The 25,226-nt window shown below is 47.5% G+C and carries 21 protein-coding genes; 6 read left to right on the forward strand and 15 right to left on the reverse strand.

What is annotated here, in order from left to right; translation table 11 throughout:
• Positions 1-424: IS1634 family transposase (locus RM811_RS22080; protein WP_402528507.1), on the forward strand; the 424-nt coding region annotated here is incomplete at its 5' end.
• Here the strand turns inward: RM811_RS22080 and RM811_RS22085 are convergent.
• The 10 genes from RM811_RS22085 to RM811_RS22130 form a co-directional block, all read right to left on the reverse strand.
• Positions 392-637, reverse strand: coding sequence for a hypothetical protein (locus RM811_RS22085; RefSeq protein WP_402528510.1), 246 nt, complete (start codon positions 635-637; stop codon positions 392-394). The two genes, RM811_RS22080 and RM811_RS22085, sit on opposite strands and share 33 nt — an antisense overlap.
• A gap of 106 nt (positions 638-743) precedes the next feature.
• The gene (locus tag RM811_RS22090; protein ID WP_402528513.1) at positions 744-1,652 is read right to left on the reverse strand and encodes a type II secretion system F family protein; all 909 of its coding nucleotides are present in this window, start codon (positions 1,650-1,652) and stop codon (positions 744-746) included.
• Positions 1,652-2,926 carry a CpaF family protein gene (locus RM811_RS22095; RefSeq protein WP_402528515.1) on the reverse strand — a complete coding sequence of 425 codons (1,275 nt, stop codon included), beginning with the start codon at positions 2,924-2,926 and terminating at the stop codon, positions 1,652-1,654. The genes RM811_RS22090 and RM811_RS22095 overlap by 1 nt, the downstream gene beginning before the upstream one ends.
• Positions 2,927-3,008: 82 nt before the next feature.
• Entirely contained in the window at positions 3,009-4,247 is a 1,239-nt protein-coding gene (locus RM811_RS22100) for a CpaE family protein (protein ID WP_402528518.1), read from the reverse strand.
• 13 nt (positions 4,248-4,260) lie between these two features.
• Entirely contained in the window at positions 4,261-4,530 is a 270-nt protein-coding gene (locus RM811_RS22105; protein ID WP_402528521.1) for a hypothetical protein, read from the reverse strand.
• The gene (locus RM811_RS22110) at positions 4,527-5,831 is read right to left on the reverse strand and encodes a type II and III secretion system protein family protein (RefSeq protein WP_402528524.1); all 1,305 of its coding nucleotides are present in this window, start codon (positions 5,829-5,831) and stop codon (positions 4,527-4,529) included. Before RM811_RS22110 ends, RM811_RS22105 begins: the two co-directional genes overlap by 4 nt.
• Positions 5,832-5,917: 86 nt before the next feature.
• Complete coding sequence (gene cpaB, locus RM811_RS22115; RefSeq protein WP_402528525.1) at positions 5,918-6,688, reverse strand: Flp pilus assembly protein CpaB; 771 nt, start codon at positions 6,686-6,688, stop codon at positions 5,918-5,920.
• Positions 6,689-6,725: 37 nt separating this feature from the next.
• Positions 6,726-7,148, reverse strand: a complete 423-nt coding sequence (locus RM811_RS22120) for a prepilin peptidase (RefSeq protein WP_402528527.1) — start codon at positions 7,146-7,148, stop codon at positions 6,726-6,728.
• A 169-nt stretch (positions 7,149-7,317) separates the two neighbouring features.
• Positions 7,318-7,539 carry a Flp family type IVb pilin gene (locus tag RM811_RS22125; protein WP_402528530.1) on the reverse strand — a complete coding sequence of 74 codons (222 nt, stop codon included), beginning with the start codon at positions 7,537-7,539 and terminating at the stop codon, positions 7,318-7,320.
• 737 nt (positions 7,540-8,276) lie between these two features.
• Positions 8,277-9,095 carry a LysR family transcriptional regulator gene (locus RM811_RS22130; RefSeq protein ID WP_402528532.1) on the reverse strand — a complete coding sequence of 273 codons (819 nt, stop codon included), beginning with the start codon at positions 9,093-9,095 and terminating at the stop codon, positions 8,277-8,279.
• A 144-nt stretch (positions 9,096-9,239) separates the two neighbouring features.
• Here RM811_RS22130 and RM811_RS22135 point away from each other — a divergent pair, with 144 nt between their 5' ends.
• Entirely contained in the window at positions 9,240-9,962 is a 723-nt protein-coding gene (locus RM811_RS22135) for an SDR family oxidoreductase (RefSeq protein ID WP_402528535.1), read from the forward strand.
• Positions 9,963-10,109: 147 nt separating this feature from the next.
• Here RM811_RS22135 and RM811_RS22140 read toward each other — a convergent pair whose 3' ends face one another.
• The gene (locus tag RM811_RS22140; RefSeq protein WP_402528538.1) at positions 10,110-11,396 is read right to left on the reverse strand and encodes a dicarboxylate/amino acid:cation symporter; all 1,287 of its coding nucleotides are present in this window, start codon (positions 11,394-11,396) and stop codon (positions 10,110-10,112) included.
• Between the two features lie 482 nt (positions 11,397-11,878).
• On the opposite strand from RM811_RS22140, the gene RM811_RS22145 reads away from it, so the two are divergent.
• Together RM811_RS22145 and iolG are read left to right on the forward strand one after the other, a co-directional pair.
• Positions 11,879-12,757 (forward strand): inositol polyphosphate kinase family protein, encoded by an 879-nt coding sequence (locus RM811_RS22145; protein ID WP_402528541.1) that lies wholly within the window; start codon positions 11,879-11,881, stop codon positions 12,755-12,757.
• Between the two features lie 640 nt (positions 12,758-13,397).
• The gene (gene iolG / locus RM811_RS22150; RefSeq protein ID WP_402528543.1) at positions 13,398-14,396 is read left to right on the forward strand and encodes an inositol 2-dehydrogenase; all 999 of its coding nucleotides are present in this window, start codon (positions 13,398-13,400) and stop codon (positions 14,394-14,396) included.
• Between the two features lie 85 nt (positions 14,397-14,481).
• Here the strand turns inward: iolG and RM811_RS22155 are convergent, their stop codons facing one another.
• Both RM811_RS22155 and rlmKL read right to left on the reverse strand, forming a co-directional pair.
• On the reverse strand, positions 14,482-15,639 hold the full coding sequence (locus RM811_RS22155) for a Gfo/Idh/MocA family protein (RefSeq protein WP_402528546.1): 1,158 nt from the start codon (positions 15,637-15,639) through the stop codon (positions 14,482-14,484).
• 633 nt (positions 15,640-16,272) lie between these two features.
• Positions 16,273-18,435 (reverse strand): bifunctional 23S rRNA (guanine(2069)-N(7))-methyltransferase RlmK/23S rRNA (guanine(2445)-N(2))-methyltransferase RlmL, encoded by a 2,163-nt coding sequence (gene rlmKL, locus RM811_RS22160; RefSeq protein WP_402528549.1) that lies wholly within the window; start codon positions 18,433-18,435, stop codon positions 16,273-16,275.
• Positions 18,436-18,719: 284 nt separating this feature from the next.
• Between rlmKL and rmf the strand changes: the two genes are divergently transcribed.
• Positions 18,720-18,965 carry a ribosome modulation factor gene (gene rmf / locus RM811_RS22165; protein WP_402528552.1) on the forward strand — a complete coding sequence of 82 codons (246 nt, stop codon included), beginning with the start codon at positions 18,720-18,722 and terminating at the stop codon, positions 18,963-18,965.
• Between the two features lie 157 nt (positions 18,966-19,122).
• Here rmf and RM811_RS22170 read toward each other — a convergent pair whose 3' ends face one another.
• Positions 19,123-20,145 carry a quinone-dependent dihydroorotate dehydrogenase gene (locus tag RM811_RS22170; protein WP_402528555.1) on the reverse strand — a complete coding sequence of 341 codons (1,023 nt, stop codon included), beginning with the start codon at positions 20,143-20,145 and terminating at the stop codon, positions 19,123-19,125.
• Between the two features lie 172 nt (positions 20,146-20,317).
• Here RM811_RS22170 and RM811_RS22175 point away from each other — a divergent pair, with 172 nt between their 5' ends.
• Positions 20,318-24,946 (forward strand): hypothetical protein, encoded by a 4,629-nt coding sequence (locus RM811_RS22175; protein ID WP_402528558.1) that lies wholly within the window; start codon positions 20,318-20,320, stop codon positions 24,944-24,946.
• Positions 24,947-25,022: 76 nt separating this feature from the next.
• Here the strand turns inward: RM811_RS22175 and RM811_RS22180 are convergent.
• Positions 25,023-25,226: hypothetical protein (locus RM811_RS22180; RefSeq protein ID WP_402528560.1), on the reverse strand; the 204-nt coding region annotated here is incomplete at its 5' end.

Below are 25,226 nucleotides of genomic sequence, written 5' to 3' on the forward strand. Positions count from 1 at the left end.
GGGCACCAATGACTTGAATCAGGATAGCCTGAATGCCGGTGAACTGTTGTCTACCTACAAGTCGCAACAACATGTTGAGAGAGGATTTCGTTTTCTGAAAAGCCCGGATTTTCTGGTCTCATCACTCTATCTGGAGAAGCCAGAGCGCATTGAAGCGCTGTTAATGGTGATGACACTGTGTTTGATGGTCTATGCTGCTATCCAGCACAGAATAAGGCATGAGCTGAAAAGACAAAGCCGGTTCTTTCCAAACCAGAAGAAAAAGCCTTGCCAGAATCCCACGGCAAGGTGGGTATTCCTCTGTTTTCAGGGAATTAATGTGTCGACGGTCAATAATCAGGAGAGTCATGTGGTCGGTTTGCAGGAAAGACAGTGGACGATCATCCAAATTTTAGGTGTTTTTTACGAGTCGGTATATTCCTGATAGGGGTGATGAAAGACAGTTATAAGCAAAATGAAAATTAATATTTCCTGTCAGTCCTCGCCAGCCGGTAGAGCCATGAGCTAATCCCAGCCAGTAGCGATTGGTCTGACGAATAAAGAAACGGTTAAGCAAAAAAACCGGAAAACAGGCCACCAGCACAGAGATCAAAACAGGTATCAGCCCACTCTCAAGAAACACATTTATTAGATTCATAACCACCCCTGTTCCAGAAGGCTGACCGGGAATAGCGCCCGTAGCGAGGAGTCAGAGCAACGCAGGAACAGTTGCCGCGCAGGGCAATCTATTCTCGGACAGCCTCCTAGCTCTGCACCCGCTTCATTAACAGCCAGATAATACCCATACCAAACACTTCACTGGCCATTACGTACTGCAAAATGACCTTGCCATCTTCGGTATTCATCACAAAATCAAAATTATCCGGGCTGATATATTTCATCATGACCAGAAAGCACACCGGTATGGCGGCCACAATATAAGCCGACATCCGCGCTTCAGCGGTCAGTGCTTTTTTCTTCTTGGCCAGGCCAAGGCTATTAAACATCACCTGATTCAGTCCCCGCATGATTTCCCGCAACTGACCCCCGCGATAAATATTGGCCCGTAAAGTAATCACAAAGAAATAAAATGGAGCATAAGGAAAGCGCCGGCAGGATTTCTGTAATACTTCATCAGCTGACTGACCCACACTGAGGCGCTGCCCCATAAGCTTAAACTCTTTACCCACCACACAATCCATGGCATTGCCCACGAAAACGATGGCCTGCATAAGGCTCTCCCCTGAACTCACCGCACCCGAAAGCATATTCAGGGCATCCGGGAAAGAAGCATCAAACTGTCGTTTTTCATGCACCTGCAAAAACCAGATACAGGTAAAGACCATGACGACCAGAATACCCGTAAACAACAGCAGTGGATGAATCTCTGCTACATAGGGCTGCACCAGGATTGTCACGCCAATCACGGCCAACAGAAACAGCAAAACTTTCAAGCCAGGATGTTCCCCGATACGGGCTCTCAGGTTATCCAGTTCTATTTTAATTCTGGCTCTCAGGGGTTCATCGGTCAGCATACTGATATTGAGTGCTTTAGCGGTTGCGACCGTTTGCTCTTTTTCAGGCCGCATCAAAAAATCCAGCGGTTGTTTCTGATCATGCCGGTACAACAGCAGCAACACTATGGCTAACCCGATCATGCTGAACCAGATCATCAGACACCCTCCCGAAAAGCCCGCTCAAGCACTTCTTCCAAACCAAAGAACCGGGCTTTCTCTTTTAATGCCGAACGGGGACTTAAGCCCGCTGTCGTAAACTGGCCGGTCACACGGTTACTGAGCTGATTAGTTGCCGGCTCAAATTTAAATATGTCTTCAAGCACCACCTGACCGCTTTCAATGCCCATCACTTCGCTGATTCTGACGACCTTACGGGAGCCATCATGCAAACGGCTGATCTGTATAATGATATCAACCGCACCGGCCACATTACGCCGGATAGATTCCAGTGGCAGATTCGGTGCCGCCATCATAACCATGCTTTCAACTCTCGCCAGCGCATCTCTTGGGGAATTCGCATGAAGAGTAGACATAGAACCATCGTGCCCTGTGTTCATAGCCTGTAACATTTCAAAAGCTTCAGGTCCACGACACTCGCCCACTATGATGCGATCAGGTCTCATTCTGAGAGAATTAATGACCAGATCCCGCTGAGTCACAGCTCCGGTATTTTCAATCCCCGGCGGGCGTGTTTCCATCCGCACTACATGGGGCTGCTGTAAACGTAACTCGGCCGCATCCTCAATGGTAATCACCCGCTCACCCTCAGAAATATAATATGACAAGGCATTCAACAGGGTGGTTTTACCTGAGCCGGTACCACCGGAAATCAAAATATTTAAACGACAACTGGCTGCCACCGACAGAATGCTGACCATAGCCTTGCTCATGGTGCCGTACTCCATGAGCTGTTCCAGCGTCATATCCTTGCGACCAAACTTGCGGATAGAAATAACAGAACCATCAAGGGTAATGGGCGGTATCGCAATATTAACCCGGCTACCATCCGGCAGTCGGGCATCACACAGTGGCTGGGACTCATCCACCCGCCGCCCGGCATAAGCCGCTATCCGCTTGGCAATGCCTAATAACTGAGCCTCATCAATAAAGTTCACATCGGTTCGGGTAATCTTGCCTTCACATTCGATATACACACAGTCCGGCCCGTTCACCATAATGTCAGAAATCTGTGGGTCATTTATTAAGGGCTGTAACGGACCAAAACCTTTAATTTCATCCATCAGACGTTCGACAAACTCCGTACGCACAAGTACCGGAATTGCAACGGGCTCACGATCCACCAATGCATTCACGCCACTACGGATCTGCTCTTTAAGTGTCTCAGCCGGTAGATTGGTGGCGGCCTCGGCATCCAGAGCATCAAAGATTCGGGTTCTTAATGTCTGATAAACGGCCTGTACGCTCTGCATGGTGATGCCTCAATTTTATTCTTTTGTCGTAGGTCGGTGCTCTCTCGTTCCCACGGTCCTCCGTGGGAATGGATACCGTTTTCTAGGCTCCAAACCACCGGCTAAACAATGATTTGGGAGCCGACTGCTTACCCAGAATCTGGCGGGAAAGCTGCAGAAACGGTTCAGTCAAATGAGTATTACCATCGATAAACCGCTTTCCCGAAATTAAAAACTCCTCAGCCTTTTGGTAATAGGGAAATTCAATATCAACTGCCTGCCCAAGAAATTCTTCCGCTACGCTCAAGCTGATTTGCCTGCCTTCAGTATTGTTATTCAACACGATAATCAATCGTGCAGGATTTTCAGTACCCGGGTTTATGTCCCGAAACTGATCCAGAAAAAGTTTTGATTCGTGCAAACCAGACAACGTTGGCCGAACCACCATAACCACGCAATCTACCACCCTGCACAACTCTTTAGGATACGGGTAAAACTTCACCGAAGCTGAGTAGTCTTCAAGAATAAAGTTGGCGTCGTGAGCCAGCGCCATCAGCACACGATTGCTGTACTCATGCAGCTCATCGGGATTTAAGGTGTCTGATTCCAGGCCCAGATAATGAATTCCCTGTTCAACTACCGCCAACTGGCTTTGTATCGTTACATGATCCAGAGAATTCCCCAGAGAGTGGTGGCTGACCATAGCATCGGCCATTTTGCTGCGTGCCAGGTCACGTTTGCCCAGCATAATGTGCATATTGCTGCCGGTATAACCGTGATCCACCAAAATCACCTGCTGGTTACTTTCACGGGCAAGACCATAAGCCAGCTCTGCGGTAATCATTGTGCAGCCACTGCCGCCTTTCAGACTAACGACCCCCACACGCATGGCACTGCGGGCATGGTTGGGTACACAATTGTGATTCAGGTCTTCACTCACATGGTGCAGTAAAGAGATAATATCGTCTTTCCGGCCGGGCCAGAGCAGGTAATAGAAGCCCAGTTCTTCGACTTCCCTGGCCACAGACATTTTGTCTTCCCAGCCCACCATAATAACAACAACCTGTCGTCCAATCAGATGCTTTATGGCTTTTGCCTTTTCGACACAGGCTTCATGACATTCAATAAAAATCAGAGAACTCTGAACATCGGTAATCTGACTGGTCAGATTGTCATCGTCGCAAATACGCCCTGTAGGGGGCTCCATTCCTTCATATAAAAGCGCCTCTTTCAGCAGGCGAAAACACTCGGCAGTCTGATACAACACTGTGCATTGTTTTGGCTCTGCACCAGGATCCATTTTCTTGCCAATCTTAACGACAACTTCTGGCAAATTAAGCATAATCATCTCCCTGCTATGGTGCCTTTACTGGCTCTGGCCCTGGCTGTAGCTCTGGCAGCATCTTTTCAGGATGCACCATAGACTGGAACCGGCTATTTACTACGGCACAACCTTCGTAGACTGACCCGACAGGTGTTATATCTATGGGCGGACAATCCATAGTCTGCACCGAATAACCGCTTTTATCGGGGGTAATCTGCACAGTGATCGGGTCATATCGGGCAAAACGGCTATCGCATCCTGCAAGAAGCAGAAGGATTATGGCTGACGTAAACACTTTCATTGTTTGAATCCTCCTGTTGACAGAATCAACCGGGTTTTATCACGCACAGGCACAACAGCCTGATTCTCCACATGGAAGAAACGCAATAAACTATTAGTTCGACTCATTTCAGGCAGTTTGATGATACCCGGTGGTACGGGCTTCACCAGATTCACTGTTGCCACGATAATCAGCTCAGACTTGATTCTTTCATTTTTGCTATAACGGAACAGAGCGCCCAGAACGGGTATATCTCCAATCATTGGAATTTTAGAAAGTGCTTCCCGGTCTTCACTGCTTAACAGACCGCCCAGCACAAAGCTTTCACCATCACCCAGTTGAACAGTGGTTCTTGCCCGACGGGTTTTGAAGGAAGGAATATTCAACTGGTTGTTGCCATAACTGATATCTATAGCACTCACTTCCGGCTCCATGGCAATATTGATCTTGTCGTCTTCCAGCACTTCGGCGGCCAGTTGCAGGCGAATACCAAACTCTTTGTAAGTTACGTTATATGCGTCGTCTATATAGGTAACGATAGGCACTTCACCACCAGCCAGAAAAGACGCGGTCTCACCGGAAATCACCGACAGGTTTGGCTCTGCCAGCACCTGCCCCATGGTGTCATCATCAGCCGCATAGATATAACGGGCTATATCCGTGGAGCTGATCTGTCCCAGCAAATCAAAAAATTCACCGGTAATAAAAGAATCCCCACTCTGGGTACCCCATTTAAAACCCAGCTGCCGAATAAACGAATGGGACACTTCAGCAATGGTGATTTTGACATTCACCTGTTTCACTTCAGCCACTTCAATATTGTTGACCACGCCCCTGTATTCCCGTTTTTCAATAAAACGCAGGTCAAATGTGCGGCCATCGGTTTCCCAGGTGAGTTTTTCCTTTTCGACCTCTTTGTTTAACAGCTCGCCCACCAGATAGTAAATATCCTGCTTCTTCTGTTCAGACGGAACGGTACCTGTGAGTACCACCTGATCACCCAGGTTAAATACTTCGATAGTCTGGTCAGGAAAACGCAGCTGTAATTGCTGGCGGATATTGGCGAGGTTTTTATTCACCACCAGCATACGGGTATCAATGGTATTACCGTCGCTGTCAATAACTATCAGGGAACTGCTACCCACCGCTTTACCAAAGATAATTAACTGATTACCTTTAACCACCTGATAATCCGCAACCCCCGGATTGGCAACAAAGACAGTATCCACCGGTGTTTTGTATTTGAGGGTGGTGGCTTCACTCACCCCAAGATTGATGACGCCTCTGGCGGCGGCCACCGTGCAAAAGATCATCAGAGCCATTAGCAGTAGCCCTGCTCGCCAAACACTCCCTACCCTGGTCATAATACTGCTCTCGATGTTGTTGTTGTTCTTTAAAAGGTAAATCCTTAAAAAGCAGCGCGCTCAGCTCCCCGTAACTGATCCCCACGCAATTCGGTGACACTGGTATAATCTTTTAATACATCACTCACATGGGCTTCAGAGAGTGGTGACTGTCCGGACTTATAGACATCCAGCAAACCGATACGCCGGGCAATCATCATGCGGCTGATGTCTTTTTTCTCAAGACTGATGACCACCGTGCTATTACCTGAATCCGCTTCTTTAATTTCTAATACACGACGCTTTTTCAATAATGGCGTGACACTCAACCCTTCAAAGGAATTAAGGGTTTTTCTGGCGGCCAGATTCTGATCCACTGAAGCAATCAGCATGACATCCACATAATCACCGGCAGAAATCATGGTGATCATGGCGTCGTTACTTTCAAAAGAGATGGGGTAGGGCACTTTGTCGGGCCCCAGTAACAGTTCGAGGTACTCAGGTTGCCCCGGTGACAGGAGCTGATTTTCAGCGATAATGGCACCTGCGGCAAAATCCATACCGGCCACAGCACCTTCCTGAATGGCAAAGCGTTTTTCTGAAAGGACACCGGCTTTCTGAGCGACTTCCGGTGCAACCCTCTGAGCCTGAAGCCTTACCGGATTCATTTTTTCACCCCGTTTTACCGGCTGTTTTACGATCCAGACTTCGGTCATTGTCACTTCAGGCAGGGGCTCTGCAACGGGCTCAACCACTTTTCCGGTATTGGTCAACAGGCCGTAAACACCGGCTGCACAGAAGATAAAAGCAGCACCCAGTAAAATTCGGCGATCCATGTTTCCCCCTTATTCTTCTGTTATCACGGTGGGCCGGTTACCCGGCACTTAATAAAACACCACCGAACCCTGCTATCACAATGGGCACTCCGTAGGGCAGCCCACGCTCTCTTACGGCTTGCATCCGGTTATTTATCCAGCCATAACCCAGATACCCCAACGCCATAACGCCACCAATAATCGCCACCATCATTAATACCAGAGACCACCATTGCAGTTGTATGGCAGGCAGAAACGCCAGCATCAATTTGATATCGCCCCCGGCAAAGGCACCGGCAGCAAATAAAACCAGACCGGTGATCAGCGCAAGCAGACAGGCCAGTGGTGCAAAGGCGGTAAAGCCAGAGATAACCAGTGACAACATGGCCACGGTAATGACCTGGTGGTTACTGATGTGTCGCCGGGTCACATCGGTAAAGACGATGGAGCAGGCGACGATGATTAACAATACTGCGAACATAATGTTTAACCGTTGGGTTGTTTTTTATTTATACGTCCATGTATCTTTATTCGCTTATACGTTTTGTGCGCTTTCCTCGTTACCACGGTCCCCGTGGGAATGCGTACTCTCAGCTCCGGTCTGCATTCCCACGCGGAGCGTGGGAATGAGCTAAACTTTAAAAAGAGCACTACGGACTAGTGTCATTCAAGTTTTCTGCAACCATATCGAATGCAGCTTCTAATGCAGCTTGAAGGCCTTGATTACCACCTGAAGTACCACCAAAAACAGCCGCAACAATGCCAGAAATAGCCACAGCCACCAACGCGTACTCAATCGCCGTAACCCCACGCTGATCTCTCTTCAACGAATCCAGCAACAGTGCACTTTCAACATACAATTTAGTAAACATAATTTTTCCCCTTTCACTGTTGTTGGCACAACAGAGACCAGCCTGGGTCAGTATTATTCTGATTAGATCTACTGCAGCTTAATCTCAGGGATGAGAATTTATGGCTTGATCAACGTCAGAGTCCGTACAACTTATTGTTTCTTTTTTGTATACGATACATCTTGATTCGTCAGTACAGTGTAATGATGCGCTTATACGGAAAAAAAATATTGACACAGATAAATTAATACTTTAACTCCATATAAGCCGTAGAAATCCTTGCCATATCAGCTTCAGGGCCTCAGTAAATAAGGATCTTATTTTGGGTAATTACTAGTACATGATTTCATTGAAATTGACCGCTGACGCAGGTTGGGTCGAGCGAATGCGAGCCCCAACACAAACCCTCAGCAGCAAAAAAATAATCCGCAAAAAAACGGCACCGGCAGTTCAGACTGTCAATATTTAACAGCTGTTTATCGAGGGCGGCGAGATTTGTTGGGGCTCGCTCCGCCCGACCCAACCTGTCAAACCCATTGAAACCATATACTGGTTTTTACCGGTACCGCATGGCCCGGTAATCAACAGTTGTAAGAATCATCGACAAAGTGTTCGAAACCGGGCGTAAATATGCTGCTGACTTCAAAAGGAACATGACCATTCAGTTCGATAAATTCTTACCAAAATGGAACTATGTCGCCATGCCCTGTACTGACTGAAATCGGGAAGTTATTAAAGGACTGTTCCTTAGACCCAGCTCAAGCATCAAGAATCATTTTTAATTCAGGCGACGGTATACGACTACTGCTCCAGGCTAACCCGGCAGTACGCCCAAGGGTTGGCCCATCAAAAGGACGAATCACCAGCTCCTCCCATTCGGTAATCATATACTCAGGCAGGAAAGAGACACCCGCATTGGCCAGCAACAGCTGACGGACCATATCCTTACTGACGGCACTGAGTGTTAAGGCCGGACTCAATCCCATCTGACCAAGCAGCCCCAATGTCCGCTGATGGGATTCACAGGGAGGGCAGACGATAAACGTCTGGCCATCCAGATCTTTACCGGTAACCTGTTCTTTCTGCGCCAGGGGGTGATCTCTGTGGGTCACGAAGCAGTACTTCTCCTGCCACAGGGCATGGAACATTTCGTCGTCATCTTTCATCACATCCAGCACAATCCGGGCATCACAGATGGCCGTATGATGAACCAGATTAAGGGGATTGGCGGGCAGTAACTCCCGGACCGTTTTATAAAATCTGGCAATTTCCCGCTGAGGCAGTTCAGGCATAACCCCAATGGTAAGAGGTGATGCGGTTTCCGGCGCACTGAACAGGTCACTGATCTGATCGAAATCTTTCAGACTGCGTAAAGCAATGGGATAAAGCTGTTCAGCCTCCCGGGTGGGCTGTGTTCCCTGATGGGTGCGGATAAACAGCACACGACCCAGGTCATCTTCCAGGTGACGTATCGAGTTAGACAGTGCCGGCTGGGATATATGGCAACGGTGGGCCGCCCGGGTCATGCTTTTCTCTTCATAGACGGCAACGAACTGTCTTAACAGCTTAAGATCCAATATCTGACTTCCCGGGAACAAAGGTTATAACGTGGACTTATGGACATGATATGAAAACGGTATTTCTGCCATGAGGCAATCCTGCGTAAACTGCGCGCCATCAAGTCAGGAACATACCTGCTGAATTTTACAGGAGCAATGAAAATGTCAAAGCCTTTAGTGGTTATTACCGGTGCAAGCTCTGGTATCGGTGAAGCCGTTGCCCATCAGTTCAGTGAAGCTGGCCACCCCCTGCTACTGATTGCCCGCCGCCTGGATCGTCTGGAAGCACTGAATCTGCCCAACACCCTGTGCCGCAAAGTGGACGTTACCAAACGTGAAGAGGTGATTGCAGCTATCGCAGAAGCAGAGGAAGTATACGGCCCTGTTGACTGTCTGGTAAACAACGCCGGTCTGATGCAGCTGGGTTCGGCCCATGAACAGGATCCCACTGAGTGGGACAACATGATTGATGTCAACCTGAAAGGCATGCTGTATGGCATTCACGCCGTTATCGGCAAGATGCGTGAACGCAAACACGGCACTATCTTCAACATCAGTTCCGTCGCTGGCATCAAAGGGTTTCCTGCACATATGGCTTACTGTGCCACCAAGTTTGGCGTCCACGGCCTGAGCGAAACCCTGCGTGAAGAAGTTTCTAACGACAGCGTTCGTGTTGTAACTATCGCTCCCGGTGCAGTAGAAACTGAACTGCTGGGCCACACCACCTCTGATGAAGTCATTTCCGGCTACGAAGACTGGAAAAAATCCATCGGCGGCGCGATTGCGGCTAAAGATATTGCTGACAGTATCAGCTTTGCTTACAACATGCCTCAGAACGTCTGCATTCGTGAGTTGGTGATCAGCGCAACCCGTCAGCCTGCCTGATAACTAATCGGTTAAAACGAGGAGGTCAAAGCAATACGGCCTCCTTTACGTGAAAGCCACTTCTCTGTAAAAAAGCCACAACAATAAGGCCAGAAGTATTAAAACACTTCTGGCCAAATGTTCCTGCGTAACTCGAATAAAGCCTAATCAGCCAAACTGAACGTCACCTGATGCTTTCTCACGGCTATCCACAGCCACATCAGAGATCTGCCCTTCACTCTTGGCAACAATGGTACTGACAGCCGTATCACCCACCACGTTAGTTACTGTGCAGGCGGCATCCAGAATACGATCAGTTGCGATGATAATTCCCAGGGCTTCAGCAGGCAGACCCAGAGTGTGCAAAAGAACACCTGTGGTCACCACCGCACCACCTGGAATACCACCGGTAGCAATCGCCAGCAAGAATGCCGTGAAACCCAAAGTGAACAGCGCAGTACCGTTTAACTCAACACCGTAAGCGTTAGCCACAAAGATAGTGGCTACCACCATATAGATCGCCGCACCCGACATATTCATGGTGGCACCCAGCGGTACAGAAAAGCCTGCAACCTTCTCAGAAACACCCAGTTTCTCGGTCAGGGTTCTGAAAGTTACCGGAATGGTGGCATTAGAGCTGGCCGTTGAGAGAGAGAATATCATCTGCTCACGGGTCTGGCGAATAAAGTGCATTGGACTGATACCTGTGGTCAGACCAATCACCAATGGGTAGAAGACAAACAGCCAGATCACCATCACTGCCAGTGCAGTTAATACATAGGCCAGAACGCTGACAACACTTCCGGCATCAAGAGTGGCTCCCAGCTTGGCAGTCAGGAACAGAACCCCCCAGGGTGCCATACTCATCACCATGGTGATCAGTTTCATCATCACACTGTTGGCCAGGGTAAAGGCATTGCTGACACTGTGGGTTTCATGGTTTTCCAGCTTCTTCACTGCAACGCCGGTGATGATAGCCATAAAGAGAATCTGGAGAATATTACCTTCAGCAAATGCCTGGAAGGGGTTAGTCGGTACCACCGCAATCACCATATCCAACAGATTCGGCAGACTGGTGCGGCTCAACGTCAGGGACTCATCGGCCAGACCAAGGTTAGCGCCAACACCTGGCTGAACCACCATAGCCAGACCAATAGCCGCAGCAATAGCAATGATCGTATTGGTCAAATAAAGGCCAAATGTTTTAAAGCCAAGGCGACCAAACTGGCCAACATCTTCCAGATTACAAACAGCGTTGACGATAGAAATAAAAATCAGGGGCACAACTAACAGCTTGATCATCCCAACAAAGATGCTGCCACCAGCATGGAACAAACCGCCAATAAGATAAGTCTGTAAAAAACCTTCAGGGCTGGCAAATAGTTGAATAGCACTGCCAAGCACAAGACCAACTACCAGTGCGACAAGGATACGGGGGGCCAAATTTTTACTCATAAACTCAAGTACTCCATCTCGGGCCATCCATAGAAACGACCACATTCTTGTATTTATTGGAACTGTCAGTAATCGACTGAAAATCACCCACGATGACCGATAGCGCTGGGCAAATCTAACCAATAGAAGACATAAGTACAAATTTTTACACGCTCAAATACCAGAGAATAATTCTGAAAAATATTATATATTTGAAATTAAATCCTGTTTTCAACCGGTTGACACTAATAAATACCAACAAGATTAAAATAAATACAGCTTATGATGGTGAACTTGTGCTTTACGAAAAAATATTCACAAATAACAACAAGAACAATCAATGATCACATTCTCAGGCTCTTTTAGCATAACGTTTTAGGCCATGTGAAGAGTCCATATTTGATTCTCCGGTCTGCATTAATAATTTTTTACTTTAAAGCAGGCAGGAAAACCCTGAGACCGTATAATTCGAACATCAACAAATAAATTAAAACATCATCATAATGAATCACCTGAATGGCTTTAGTTGCTTCAATCCTGCCGGTTATTATTTGACTACACAAAACAATGCCGCTGGAATACATAACGGGACGATTGTAAGTAAATCCGACAACCGCCTTCAATTAGCGACCACTGCTGGCCACTCGGTAAATTTCACAGAGCTTTCTGACAGGTATGTATCAAAAATATGCAAACAATCTGAATTCACTTTTTATAAAGAGAGAATCTCAAATGGTTTAGACACTTTGATACCTCACTCTTTAAGCAATGAGAAGTTTGACTCTTTAGAACCATTAGAAAGAACTCGTCTTGACAGCACAACCTCCTCAACAAAAAATACTTTTATTGTGATGGAAAACCTGAAGAATGGGCTACGCACAGAGATGCTATTTGAGCTCGACATTAAAATCGGGTATAAAAGTGCCTCAAAACAGGATTTAGCTGAACAAAAACACCCCCATCCATTACTTAAAAGGCTAAGGCACAGATTTCTGGATACGGCATACAGGTCAACCACCAGAGGCTGGAGGATCGAAGGCATTACCATTAATGGTCAGAAAGTGCATCATTCCAAGTTACGCTTTGCTTTTTCCGCAAAGCATTTCCTGCAAACGTTCATGGACTCATTGCCAACTGAAAAACAAAAGCTGATTCTAGCAAAAATCAAACAAGTCAGTGACCAATTGAAGGATGTTCCTCAAGACTTTATTGGATCCAGCATTCTCATTACTACAGACTCCACGGAGAAAAGTGAATGCAAAGTACACCTGATCGATTTTGCTCATGCACTTCCAAAAAATAATAAGCATGGTTATTCAGAAGTAGCCAAAGCGGCCAGCCACCTATATGAAAAACTCAAAACACTCATTGAAAATGAATAACCTCTGTGTAAATTTACCAATAAACACAGACGCTATTCATACTCTTATTTGGTTTACTGGCAATTAATTCTGAATACACCAGCAGCGATTAATCCCCGAACCGCGATGAAAATCCCGATTAATGGTGGAGGCAGTAATTCCCTCTACTTTATAACATTGCTGCTTCAAATATTCTGCCAACTTGAAACGACGGACGTTATTGGAAAAATAAGTACGTTCACATTGCAGAAACAGCGTTTAATGCTACAGCTGATTACCTTGACTCAAGGTATCTAAGTTATCTTACTTTCAGGTCTTGAGATGGATTACTACCTGAATCCGTGACTTCATAAGGGGTGAAAATGACTGTAGCTCTTTTGTAGCAAGGCTTAAATGCGAAAATCCTGTTATTCAAAAGTTCACCTAATGGGTGCATTTTTGTTTAATCTGCTTTTTCTTTACAAGCCATGCAGGAAATAACCTGCAGGCATTTTTGTTCCCAACAAAGTCACGGATTCAGGTACTATAGAGCGTCCCAGGCCAACAGAGTGGATCAACATCTTCGAGAAACTTAAGTCCTGACAAGACTCTTTTATGTCAGTTGCTTCTAAAAAATAAACCCATTAATTACCATATCTGAACGCATCGTCAGGATCAGGTTATGTTCAATATCGCACTGTTTGGTGCCGGTCGGATTGGCAGGGTACATGGGGCAAATATCGCTTCCCACCCGGAAACACGACTGGCGGCAATTATCGACCCTGATAAAAAGGCCGCTATGAAACTGGCCAGCAAATATAACACCCGGCTGATGTCTGTTTCGGAGGCGATGGAAAATCCCGCTATTCATGCCGTCTGTATTGCCTCAGCAACAGACACCCACGCTGATTTAATTGAACGCTCTGCCATGGCAGACAAGGCAATACTCTGTGAAAAACCGATCGCCCTGAACCCGACAAGGATCCGGCAGTGCCTTGATATTGTGCATCAGCGAAACATGCCTTTACTGGTTGGTTTCAACCGTCGCCACGACCCGCATTTTGCCCTGTTGCAGCAACGATATGCACAAGGGGCTATAGGAAAAGCGGAGTCTTTGATTATTACCTCGCGGGATCCGCTGCCTCCGCCCATTGAGTATGTCAAAGTATCTGGCGGGTTATTCCGGGATATGGCAATACACGACTTTGACATGGCATGTTTCATCCTGGGAGAGAGCCCCGTTTCGGTTATGGCCCGGGGCCAGTGTATGGTTGATCCGGAAATTGGCAAAGCGGGAGATATTGATACAGCCATCTCCGTACTGACCTTTCCCGGGGGAGCCATGGCAACCATTATCAATAGCCGGCGTTCAGCCTGTGGCTACGACCAGCGTATTGAGCTCCATGGCAGTGAAGGAACATTAACGGTCACAAATGTGCGGGAAAACCAGGTACAACTATGGAATGAGTCCGGTTTTCAGCAGGCCAGACCAGAATACTTTTTCCTGGAGCGGTATAAAAAATCCTATCAGGCACAATGGCAGCACTTTGTGGAGGTATTGGCAAACCAGGCCAGCCCCTGTTGCAATGGCCACGATGGCGAACAGGCACTGATTATTGCCGATGGCGCTGCAGAGTCACTGAGAACCGGTCAGCCAGTGACCTTACCCCGGCTCCGTTAATCAGCAAATAAATTAATCAGCTATCGTCCATCAGGAGCAGTTCCGCGCAAGGCAGTCTATTCCCGGACAACCTCCTGTCGTCATTTTAAATCGTTTCCCACTGACCACCATTGTCCCGGGATCGCAGTGCCGCATAAATAAAAGCGATCCCTTCAACGCCATCTGAAACGGTGGGATACCAGAGACTTAACGGATCCGGTGAATTACCGGATATGTTATCAACAATATGGGAGGCAAAATCCAGATAGAGATTTGCGAAGGCTTCGCGATAACCTTCCGGGTGGCCGATGGCCAGATGAGACGCCCTTTCAGCAGCCGGGTGCAACCCTTTTCCACCTTTTTTCAGCATATAAGCCGGGGCATCCAAAGGACGTACCAGCAACTCATCCGGTTGTTCCTGCTGCCACACCAACCCGCCTTTTGCACCATAAATGGTGAAGCCCAGACCATGCACCCCACCGGCAGCGGCCTGGGTCACCCACAGCTGCCCCCTGGCCCGGTTACCATAGCGCAGCCAGATAGCGCAGTAATCATCAACGGTTCTGCCTGCAACAATATTGGTGACGTCAGCACTGAGTTGAACTGGCGTCATTCCCGTTACGAAACTCAAAAGGTGATAACTGTGAGTGCCAATATCTCCCAGAATCAGGGATGGCCCTGCCTGTTCAGGATTCATATGCCAGTTGCTGCCGTCCAGTTCCCCTGCCGTCAATTCCGCCAGATGCCCCTGAACGTAATTGCTCTGCAGCATTTTAATCTCCCCAATCACACCACTGGCCACCATGGCACGGGCCTGCCTGACCATGGGGTAGCCGGTGTAACCATAGGCGACACAGCCACACTTTCCGGTTTGGCGGAGTGTCCTGAGCAACTCAATGCCCTCTTTTTCAGTGATGGTCAGGGGTTTCTCAATCATCACATGAAATCCGGCAGCAAGGGCCTGCATGGAATAGTCATAGTGGGAATTATTGGGCGTGATAACAGCAATGGCATCCACCCCGTCCTGTCGCTGGCTTTCCGATTCGAACAGTGCCCGGGGAGAAGAGTATCCCCTGGGAATGCCTACCAGCTTCGCTGCCGTCAGGGCACGCCCGGGGTCTGACGATAATACGCCGGCCACCACACCGAACTCCCCATGCATGGTCGCGGCAGACTGGTGAATGGCACCAATAAATGATTCAGGACCACCGCCGATCACTCCCAGCCTCAACCTGCGACCTAATTGCTGTATGGCACGACTCATGACAACACCCTGAATAAACACATTACCCTGAAACCATTGCTGGCAAGAATACGGGTTGCCAGATTTTGTTTCATAAACTCAGGCACTCCATCACAGGTCTTCCTATAATAGACTGCCTTTTTGAATTTATTGGATTCTTCAGAAAGCAACAACAAAGCAAACCGTCGGGAAGGTACTACGCTGGCGAAAGATATGAAGAGTAATTTTCGAATAAAAGACAATGGAGAATAAATATGCACGTAGTCAGAGCATTCTTTTGCTGCTTAAAACCTCAGGAGGCACCTCAAGGGGACACTAAATCCAAAGAATCAAAGCCTGTTCCCTCTTCCTGTCGTTACCAATATAATATCGTTAGACAGGAAAGCAATTGCTCTCTGTCTCACTCGACAGAAGGGTACAGCGCCATGCTTCCCCGAGGGATGCCAGAAAGGAAAACGACAACCTTGCCAACCTCTGGAACAGGATTTGGTAACCTTTTCAGCAAATACCGGGAATTCACAAAAAATCCATTTGCTTCACTCGATCCCCGCACGGGCTGGAATCTATCGAGAGCCGTGAATCCTTGCCTGCGCGAGGATGACGGTTACGTGGCTACTCACTCTTTTGCGACACCTTCGGCCTCTGGAAACGAGGTCAATACTGAATTCTCCAGCTGCGATGAATCCCCGGCCTGCGCTGAAAATCCCGATCAATAGTGGAACCAGTAATTTCCTCAACCTTAAATTGCTGATTCAGCGCTTCGGCAAACTGGAACCGACGGAAGTTATTAGAGAAATAGAGCACCCCTCCTTTTTTCAGTCTCGCCATGGCCAGATTGATCAGCTCGACATGCACTTCCTGTATATCAAACACATCCCGCATTCGCTTGGAGTTTGAAAAGGTCGGGGGATCCATGAAAATCAGATCATACTGACGCTTTTCCTGCTTCAACCATTCAACACAGTCCGCCTGTTCCAACCGATGCTTGCGATCCACCAGGCCGTTAAGCAACTGATTTTTTCTGGCCCATCCCAGGTAGGTATTGGACAAGTCCACACTGGTGGTACTGCCCGCACCACCCACCGCAGCATGAATCGTGGCGGTACCGGTGTAACAGAAAAGATTCAGAAAATCCTTTCCTTCCGCTTCCCTGCCAATACGCAACCGCATTTTGCGATGATCCAGAAACAGTCCGGTATCCAGGTAGTCTTTCAAATTGACCAGTAAACGACACTGCCCTTCACGAACTTCGAGCATATCACCGGATTGCTCCAGCTTTTCGTACTGGCGTTTGCCTGACTGACGTTCACGACGCTTGAAAACCACATGACTCTCAGGAATACCCAGCACACCCGGTATCACTTCAAGGGCCTCCAACAGTCGCTGATGGGCCTTGTCTTCATCAATAGTTTTCGGCGCTGCGTATTCCTGGACGTGAACCCAGTCTTTATAGATATCTACGGCTACTGCATATTCCGGCATATCGGCATCATAGAGACGATAACAGTCGATCCCCTCTTTTTTCACCCACTTAGCCATCAGCCGCAGGTTTTTCTTCAGGCGGTTGGCAAACATTTCGCCACCTGGCGTACTGGCTTTAAATTCTACTACCGGCCAAACCCCCTCCGTCTTATCCGGCTGATGCTCCTGACGCTCACGAATGTCATACAGGAACAGCTTACAAGACAGTGTTCCATTAAACAGGGTATAGCTCTTTTTAGGCCCCATACCCAGACTTCTGGCCAGTGCCGGAGAAGAGGTAAAAATACCCGCCTGCCAGCCCGGGGTTTCTTGCTTCAGCTTTTCACCCAGATGTTTGTAGAGATACACCAGACTGGTTTCATCGCCCATACGCTCGCCGTAGGGCGGATTGGCAATCACCAGCCCGGGCTCTATATCAGCATCAACCTTGAGATTAGCCAGTTCCTGCTGCTGAATGGTAATCAGTTTACTCAAACCCGCACGCTGAAGGTTGGCCCTGGCACGTCCGACAATTTTAGCCAGGCCTTCATAACCGATAATCGTTGACTTGATCGCCGAAAGACCTGCTGTACGACGCTCACGGGCTTCTTCCAGAACGGCCAGCCAGATTTTCGGCACATGCCCCATCCATTTATCAAAGCCGTAACGGACTCTCAACAAACCCGGGGCAATATCCGCAGCCATCATGGCCGCCTCAATCAGCAGGGTGCCTGAACCACACAATGGATCCAATAAGGTTCCGCCCTGCTTCGCCACTTCCGGCCAGCCTGCCCGATGCAAAAGAGCTGCCGCAAGATTTTCTTTTAAGGGAGCCTCCCCGGCTTCCAGACGATATCCCCGCTCATGAAGACTCTGGCCAGCCAGGTCAATGGCGACAAATGCCCTCTTGTTTCTGGCGTGGACATTGATCCTCACATCCGGCTGACTGTTACTGACCGAGGGGCGCCAGCCGTGACGATCCCGTAACTGGTCAACAATGGCATCCTTGACATACTGTGAGCCAAAACGGGTATGGGTTATATCCGGTGTCTCACCATTGAAATCAATCCGGATACTGCTCCCCTGATCAAGGTGTTCGTCCCAGTCAATGGACTGCAATTCGTGGTAAAACGTCGTCTTGTCAGTGGCATCAACTTCAGCCAGGCGCAATAAAATCCGACTGGCCAGCCGGGACCACAGACAACTGCGATAGGCCAGCTCGAGGTTACCGGAAAAGCTGACCCCGGCAACGGTTTCTGCCACGTCACTGGCGCCCAATTCCTTCAGCTCCACTGCCAACAGGGATTCCACCCCTTTGGGACAACTGGCAAACAGAGTCAGCATCGTTGTACTCATAACTTCATATTCCTGAAAAAGCTAAACACCCGCTTTTATTAACTAAAAATTCTCAAAATTTTCTCAACAAAAACGACAGATTTGGATAAAACTTAGAACATTGACTTTCCTTGGGTGACTACTTTCTTCAATTGACTCTTTACCCATACTATTTTTTGGGGGACAGTTAGCATTATGCGACTAGTTACCCCCACCATTGGGTGAAGTCGACTGTGGTAATACTGAAAGAAAGCCTGGGGTGCCATGGAGGCCGTCAATAACCAAATCAGCAAGAGGCAGTTACCATGTTGAAAAGACACAAAAGGGATAAATCGGATAGAGCCTTTAATAAAGGATACCAAATAGGCCTGTCTGGCCGCTCCAGGGACATTTGCCCCCATCAGGAGCCAGATCTGCGCCAATCGTGGTTAAGTGGCTGGCGCGAAGGTCGTGTTGATAACTGGGAAGGAATGACGGGTATTTCGGCGTTACACCGAATGTATAACTTCTCCCACACCTATTCAGCCATCTATTCAGCCAGCCTGCCCTGAGAGACTGTTACAACAAATACGCTGATTAAAAGCCCCAGCACCGGGGCTTCCAGAAACCATCCGCTGACCTCACAATAAAAACCGATTTTTATTGACCCTGTTTTTATTGACAAAGCACTGCGAGATCAGGATGTCTGTTAATGCATCATAGTCTTTATCAGGATTCCACAGAGTAAACGGCTTCAGCCGCCTCCCGGATCAGTTCCGGACCTTTGTAAATAAAACCTGAGTATATCTGTACCAGACTGGCTCCCGCCCTGATCTTATCTGCCGCCGTCTGTGCATCCATAATACCGCCAACACCAATAATCGGCAGCTTACCAGAAAGTTCGCTGGCAAGAATCCTGATCACTTCCGTGGATTTCTGACTTAATGGCGCACCACTGAGACCACCTGCCTCTTCTGCTGTTTTATAGCCACTGACCTTATCACGATCCAGTGTCGTATTCGTGGCGATAACACCATCCAGCTCATAAGCAACCAGCTCAGCGGCGACCTCAGCAATCTCTTCATCCGTCATATCTGGAGCAATCTTGACGGCCAGTGGTACTACCCGGCCATACTCCCTGGCTAACAAAGCCTGCTCTTCTTTCAGTGCCGCAAGCAGATTCTTTAACGCGTCACCATATTGCAGTTTTCTCAGCCCGGGTGTGTTCGGCGAGGAGAGGTTTACCGCCACGTAACCGGCATGAGGGTATACCTTGCGAAGGCAAGTCAGGTAATCCTGACTGGCATCTTCAACAGCGGTGGTCAGGTTCTTGCCAATATTGATACCAATCACACCTTTGTACTGGCTCTTGCGAACATTGGCGATCAATTGATCAACACCGAGATTATTAAAACCCATGCGATTGATCAGGGCTTCTTTCTCAGTGATACGGAACATTCTTGGCTTCGGGTTACCCGGCTGACCAACCGGTGTCACCGTACCCAGCTCAAGAAAGCCAAAGCCCAGGCTGCCAAGACCATCCACGCATTCGCCATTCTTATCCAGACCCGCTGCCAGTCCAACCGGGTTATCAAAGGTCAACCCCATCACTTCCCTTGGCTTTGAAGGGACTTTTGGAGCGATCATCCGGGTAAGACCAAGACGACCTCCTGCACTGATCATTTCCATCGCGAAATCATGAGCAGTTTCAGCAGAGAGGCAAAACAGGGCACTGCGAGTCAATTTATACATAGGAAGGATCGATGAGTACGCGCCAGACAAAATTCGGAGGATTATACGACCAATCAGCCCACCTGTCTCTAAGAGGATACTGCCAAAATATTTACAATAAACAGATGAAACAATTATCCCCTTAACCGGTCTGAACAGTTAGTTAATATATTCCGGCTCTCAGAGTAAGATAATGCATGTTATTAAACGGCCGTATTTACCCCATGATGACAGCACCCTCACAGGCATAAAGCAGAGCGGACTTCTACTTCAGTCTACCAGTAAAGCCTGTGATCAAGGCTCACATACCAGCCGGATAGGCCATCGTAAAACGCAATCAATTCCAGCAGGCCAAAGTCTCTACTCATTCAAAACCATCGCAGAAAATCAGAAAACCCCGGATCAAAGTAAAACAAACAGTAGTGAACTGGATGCCTGTTTATCAACAAAAATAAAAAAAGAGAAAAATGACCTTACCGCTCCAGCCTCAGGCAGTGCGGCCATAGAAAAAGACATCAGCCCGGAACCAGCCTGGTATACAGTAACAGAAGGTTATAGTAGCCATTCTCACGAAGATAAGGCTGCAACTGCCAGTTCTGGCCCAACCCTGCCATACGATTATAAAGATAAGAGCCATACACCATTGGTTTCTAACCAGACAGGAACGGCTTCGTATCTTATAGATTCTGCAGATGCCTGGTGGCACCCCGTTGAAACGTTTATCCAGTCAGGAATAGAGGAACCGGCAAGCACACCTATAGCCGATTCCATTCCGGTTTCGGAAGGTATCAGCGATGACACGCTCGCTTGTGATGAAGAGCCGGGGGATGAAGCGCTGGAAAGCAATCCAGATCATTTATTTCCCATAGATGTCGATGCCATCGATAGTGATTTAAACACTCAGGGATTTGACCCGGGCAACGCTTCATCAGAAGAAATTTCTACTGCATCCTGTGAATCCGGTGAAGACTATTTTACACCGAGTGATGAACCTCAAGGTAAGCGCTACGTTGATGACCGGAAGCAAGATACGCCCCTGTTATTTGAGGATATTTACGGAACAAGTATGCCTGTCTGCAGGCTTTCCCCGGACGCCTATGGTTACCCAAGCGGTATTAAGTTAGACCGGGAAGATGATGTGCCTGAATTACTCATCTCTCTCTATCCCCATGGCATCCTGCAAGCTTTGCTGCTTGTACACCCTGCAACCACCATAAATATTATTGAATGCAGACTTCGTATGCTCACCGTCGATGCTCCGGGACCTGAAGTACTCTACGAGATATTCAATTCAGTGAAAAGTGACTGGCAGAACGGCCTGCAAAACCGTAATCACCAGCTTGCACTCCTGAGAGATTTAAGAGCCTACGAGCATGAACATAATTTATACTCACTGGAATCAAAGCTTGATGCCGACTTTCTGGTACATAAAGGAAGAATTTCTTCCAAAATCCTGGCAACACCTCCCGAAGAAAGTGAGAGCAATAAGTTTAAGGATCCTCAACTCTGGAAACCATGGACCTGGCTACGGGGGATAGGGGTGGGGTGCAAAAAACGTGAAGACATGTTACGAGGCGCCATTCGCCATCTGGCCGGAATAAAACTTGAGCGTTCAAGACAGAGGCTTGAAGCAGTTCTCAAAAAACGCCCCCTGGTAAGGCTCCCTGATACAGGGGAAGGTTTTAATAAGCAGGATATATTCAATCAATATATTCAAGAACAACCTGACACCATTAAACGCCTGTTAACCAGTCTTGTTTGTTTTACAGCAAAGTGTGATCGAAATTTAAGGACCATAAAGGCAGCAAAATTTGTACTGGCTACTGGCCAGCAGAAGAAGACACCGCAGAGCATTCGGACTTTAATAGAGCAATTTATCCGTTCGAATCTTTTGCCAGAAATAGCAAACCATCTTAAAGAAGCAATATACGGGCTTCACTGCACTCGCCTTGAACATGAGCTGGAATCTTCGAAATGTGACGCAGCAGGCTTGCCAACATTATTAGAGACTCGTCGGCAGATTATCAATGTCGAGTCACTGGACAACCCTATAACCACCCCCCTTTCTGATGGAGAGCCAGGAATACTACAAGTCCGTGGAAACCAGATTTCGGCGCAGCTAATCCACCTGTTTCTGGAAACCCAGTCTTGCCAAAAAGAGTCTTGCCAAAAAGAGTCTCCCCAAAAAGAGACTGTTTTCTACCCATCCTGGTATGTTCTGAAGCCTCCCTCCTGCCTGCAAATAGAGAGCATTCTCAAACAACCTCAAGACAGCCCCGAAAAGTCATTCTATCAGGCAACCCTGAGATTCATTGATGCACTGAGTGACTTTAAATCAGATGATCCTTATGAAAACGTTTTACGCTGGATGCAGTGCTATTATGACGTCGCTTACTATGAACAAAAACTATTCATTCACTTAATTGAAAGTTCAGAGCCACATCCCCTGCTCCCTTTTGAGAGCTTTGAACAGAATATAGAAGCACTCGGGCAACTGGCAAAAGCAAGAAAAGAGATTGGCTACCGGGCACTGAACCCAGACTCCTACGCATACTATCTCAGCTATGCCAACATTGTATGGCAGGAAGACGACAGTATTGAGGACATCATTGCTGAGCTATATCGAAAGGAGTACCTGAAACGGCTTAAATATGAGCCCTGCACAGAGTTCAAAGCACTCTTTTGTGATGTTGTTAACCAGGGTTCAAAAGTAGCCCGGTCGGCATACATAAAAACAGAGAAACTACTCCAGAGACTTAAAGACTCAGGACTATCCGATTCACTTAACTTTCTCTATCAAGAAGGTAAAGGGCTTATCGCATCGCTATTCTCCCCCGAAAACCCAATTCACACGTTTATTACCGATACTCTGAGTACCATACTTGAGGTGGCTCAACAATCGCCCAGGTTTTTTCGAGTCATGTGGGGGGACTTTGCTTTGCTGATGCCACAACTTGAAAGCCTGCTTGGGAAGGAAGCATCCATTACCGGTCCGCTTCAGAGAATTGCCACCTGCATGCATGGTCAGGCTCTCGCCTCTCTTTTTTCCGGAGACCGACCACATAAGCTGGCGCTGGATTTTGATCCGGATAATAACCCGCGACTTGCGACCTTTATTAAGCGGTTCCAGCTTCTCCGGGACATCATTACAGCTCTTCATATTGGGCTACCGGTGATGGAAATATTTCTATGCAGAAATTCAGGTCAACTGGAAAGCCGGCTAAAAAAAATAGCCTGGAACTCATTATCTACCTACCTTGCCAGGCAGTGTGTAAGCCATATAAAACCACCCCTCATCCGGCTATGCAATAGCCTGCGTTATGCCCGGGATTTAATGCCAGGCCTGACACTGGGCCTTACATCAGGCTTTCTTGCTTCAATTAACGCAGAAGACTCAGTCAGGCTTGCTCATCATATTGGCCGACGATCCGGTATTTATGGCGGTGCTCTCAGCTTTGCCCTGGATCCATTTATAATGCGCTTCGATAAATACCGTGAAAAAGTTGAAAAAGTGAAAGCAGATACCCTTAATGCTGAAGCCCATATTGAATTACAATCCGAGAGAAAAAAAGTGGCAGGAATTTTCGGAATATCCTCTGTTTTCTCAACGATTGCAGTCTTATTCATTAATACCTTCAAAATCATTGTCTTTATAGGAAGCCCCTTTATTACTACCGCTGTTGTCGGGCTCTCTACTTTTTTTTTCAGCGGTTTATATATTACCCGTCGTTTTAACAAGTTTGATGAAGTGGCAACCACATTAACTGAGGCTATTAAAACGCATTTAAAAAAGATATTTTCCAAAGACAGCTCTAAAGCCATTGAAGCAAGGCAACGAGCCCATAAGATCAGTAAAAGTGTTCTTGAAAAAATGTCAGATATCAGAGGACAAGAGCATCGAGGCTGGAAAATCTGGAAGAGTAATAGCTTCCGGTTAGAATTAAGAAAATATTGGAACCAACTTCAAAATAAAGAAAAAGAGCTTCAACGCATAAAAGAAACCATCAGGAAAAATTTTTATCATCATTTGCAACAGGATGCCCACCACGTACACAATTTCGTTAATGTCAGGAAACTGATTGAAAACTCCATGAAAGACCCGGATAGAATATCATCCAACCCGAACCTGCTGGCAGATTTCAACAGACAACTAACCAGCCTGCACTTCTCCCCCCTTGACGCATCCGTTTTTGCCTACCAGCTTATGAACCTTAAACAGGAAATTGATGCTTTTTTACTGCATTACTGTAATACCACCTCACCGGGAGATGATATTGACACCATTATGGATACGCTTGAGACATACAATATCGAGCTGTACAAGGGAGATTATATTTTGAATATGCTGCATATGCGCTCCACATCGTTGAACACTAACAGGTCAAAAAGCAACCATTTGCAGAACAGCAGCACTCCTGACGGACAAACTGACAAAAGCCAACCCTATACATGGTTACCGAATGTCGATGAAGCACAGGCTATTTTAGAAAAAGTGACCCGTAAATGTTATGAACAACAATTAGAAAAGGAGGAACAACTCAGGGAAGAGCGAATGGAGATGGTAACGGAGCGTGCCATACATGAATCCCTCAAACATGAGCAACATGCTTCAGTCCGCAGTTTTCCCGACATACCAACACCTTTATTAGAGTCACACCTTGAACTCCAGATCAGAGCAGTTGAAAAAGCGGGGCTTCCCTGGTTTGTTGATGAGAAATGCAAAGATCATCAACAGTGGGATACTGACAAGCCCGCTTCAGGAAGCACTTACAGAGCAGCAGAGGCATGTGCCAGAATCTCAGCAGCCTGTTCAGGAGGGTGAATGCAATCAGGGGAGTAGCATTATAGAAAGTACCAGCCCTCCGTCATCCCCGCGAAGGAGGGTGTTACAAAAGGTCTTAAATGCCGATTTCTACCACTGCCGTCTTTCCCGCGCAGGAGAGTGTCGCAAAAGGCCTTAAAAGAAGGAACCACAAAGGCACAAAGACACAAAGGAAGACTTTTTCTTTTGTTTGCAGCGCGTAGCGCTGGCAACTCCAAAAAACCTTTGTGCCTTTGTGTCTTTGTGGTTCAAGGCTTAATCTACCTTTTGCGACAACCTC

Source organism: Endozoicomonas sp. (genome assembly GCF_031844845.1).
GTDB lineage: Bacteria > Pseudomonadota > Gammaproteobacteria > Pseudomonadales > Endozoicomonadaceae > Endozoicomonas.

What these genes read in the sequence shown, in the direction of transcription:
- RM811_RS22145 (WP_402528541.1), top strand. Translation starts at nt 11,879, where the DNA reads ATGAATCACCTGAATGGCTTTAGTTGCTTCAATCCTGCCGGTTATTAT.
- rlmKL (WP_402528549.1), bottom strand. Translation starts at nt 18,435, where the DNA reads ATGAGTACAACGATGCTGACTCTGTTTGCCAGTTGTCCCAAAGGGGTG.
- RM811_RS22170 (WP_402528555.1), bottom strand. Translation starts at nt 20,145, where the DNA reads ATGTATAAATTGACTCGCAGTGCCCTGTTTTGCCTCTCTGCTGAAACT.
- RM811_RS22085 (WP_402528510.1), bottom strand. Translation starts at nt 637, where the DNA reads ATGAATCTAATAAATGTGTTTCTTGAGAGTGGGCTGATACCTGTTTTG.
- RM811_RS22125 (WP_402528530.1), bottom strand. Translation starts at nt 7,539, where the DNA reads ATGTTTACTAAATTGTATGTTGAAAGTGCACTGTTGCTGGATTCGTTG.
- iolG (WP_402528543.1), top strand. Translation starts at nt 13,398, where the DNA reads ATGTTCAATATCGCACTGTTTGGTGCCGGTCGGATTGGCAGGGTACAT.
- RM811_RS22175 (WP_402528558.1), top strand. Translation starts at nt 20,318, where the DNA reads ATGCATGTTATTAAACGGCCGTATTTACCCCATGATGACAGCACCCTC.
- RM811_RS22135 (WP_402528535.1), top strand. Translation starts at nt 9,240, where the DNA reads ATGTCAAAGCCTTTAGTGGTTATTACCGGTGCAAGCTCTGGTATCGGT.
- RM811_RS22140 (WP_402528538.1), bottom strand. Translation starts at nt 11,396, where the DNA reads ATGAGTAAAAATTTGGCCCCCCGTATCCTTGTCGCACTGGTAGTTGGT.
- RM811_RS22090 (WP_402528513.1), bottom strand. Translation starts at nt 1,652, where the DNA reads ATGATCTGGTTCAGCATGATCGGGTTAGCCATAGTGTTGCTGCTGTTG.
- RM811_RS22095 (WP_402528515.1), bottom strand. Translation starts at nt 2,926, where the DNA reads ATGCAGAGCGTACAGGCCGTTTATCAGACATTAAGAACCCGAATCTTT.
- RM811_RS22155 (WP_402528546.1), bottom strand. Translation starts at nt 15,639, where the DNA reads ATGAGTCGTGCCATACAGCAATTAGGTCGCAGGTTGAGGCTGGGAGTG.
- RM811_RS22110 (WP_402528524.1), bottom strand. Translation starts at nt 5,831, where the DNA reads ATGGCTCTGATGATCTTTTGCACGGTGGCCGCCGCCAGAGGCGTCATC.
- cpaB (WP_402528525.1), bottom strand. Translation starts at nt 6,688, where the DNA reads ATGGATCGCCGAATTTTACTGGGTGCTGCTTTTATCTTCTGTGCAGCC.
- RM811_RS22100 (WP_402528518.1), bottom strand. Translation starts at nt 4,247, where the DNA reads ATGCTTAATTTGCCAGAAGTTGTCGTTAAGATTGGCAAGAAAATGGAT.
- RM811_RS22120 (WP_402528527.1), bottom strand. Translation starts at nt 7,148, where the DNA reads ATGTTCGCAGTATTGTTAATCATCGTCGCCTGCTCCATCGTCTTTACC.
- RM811_RS22105 (WP_402528521.1), bottom strand. Translation starts at nt 4,530, where the DNA reads ATGAAAGTGTTTACGTCAGCCATAATCCTTCTGCTTCTTGCAGGATGC.
- rmf (WP_402528552.1), top strand. Translation starts at nt 18,720, where the DNA reads ATGTTGAAAAGACACAAAAGGGATAAATCGGATAGAGCCTTTAATAAA.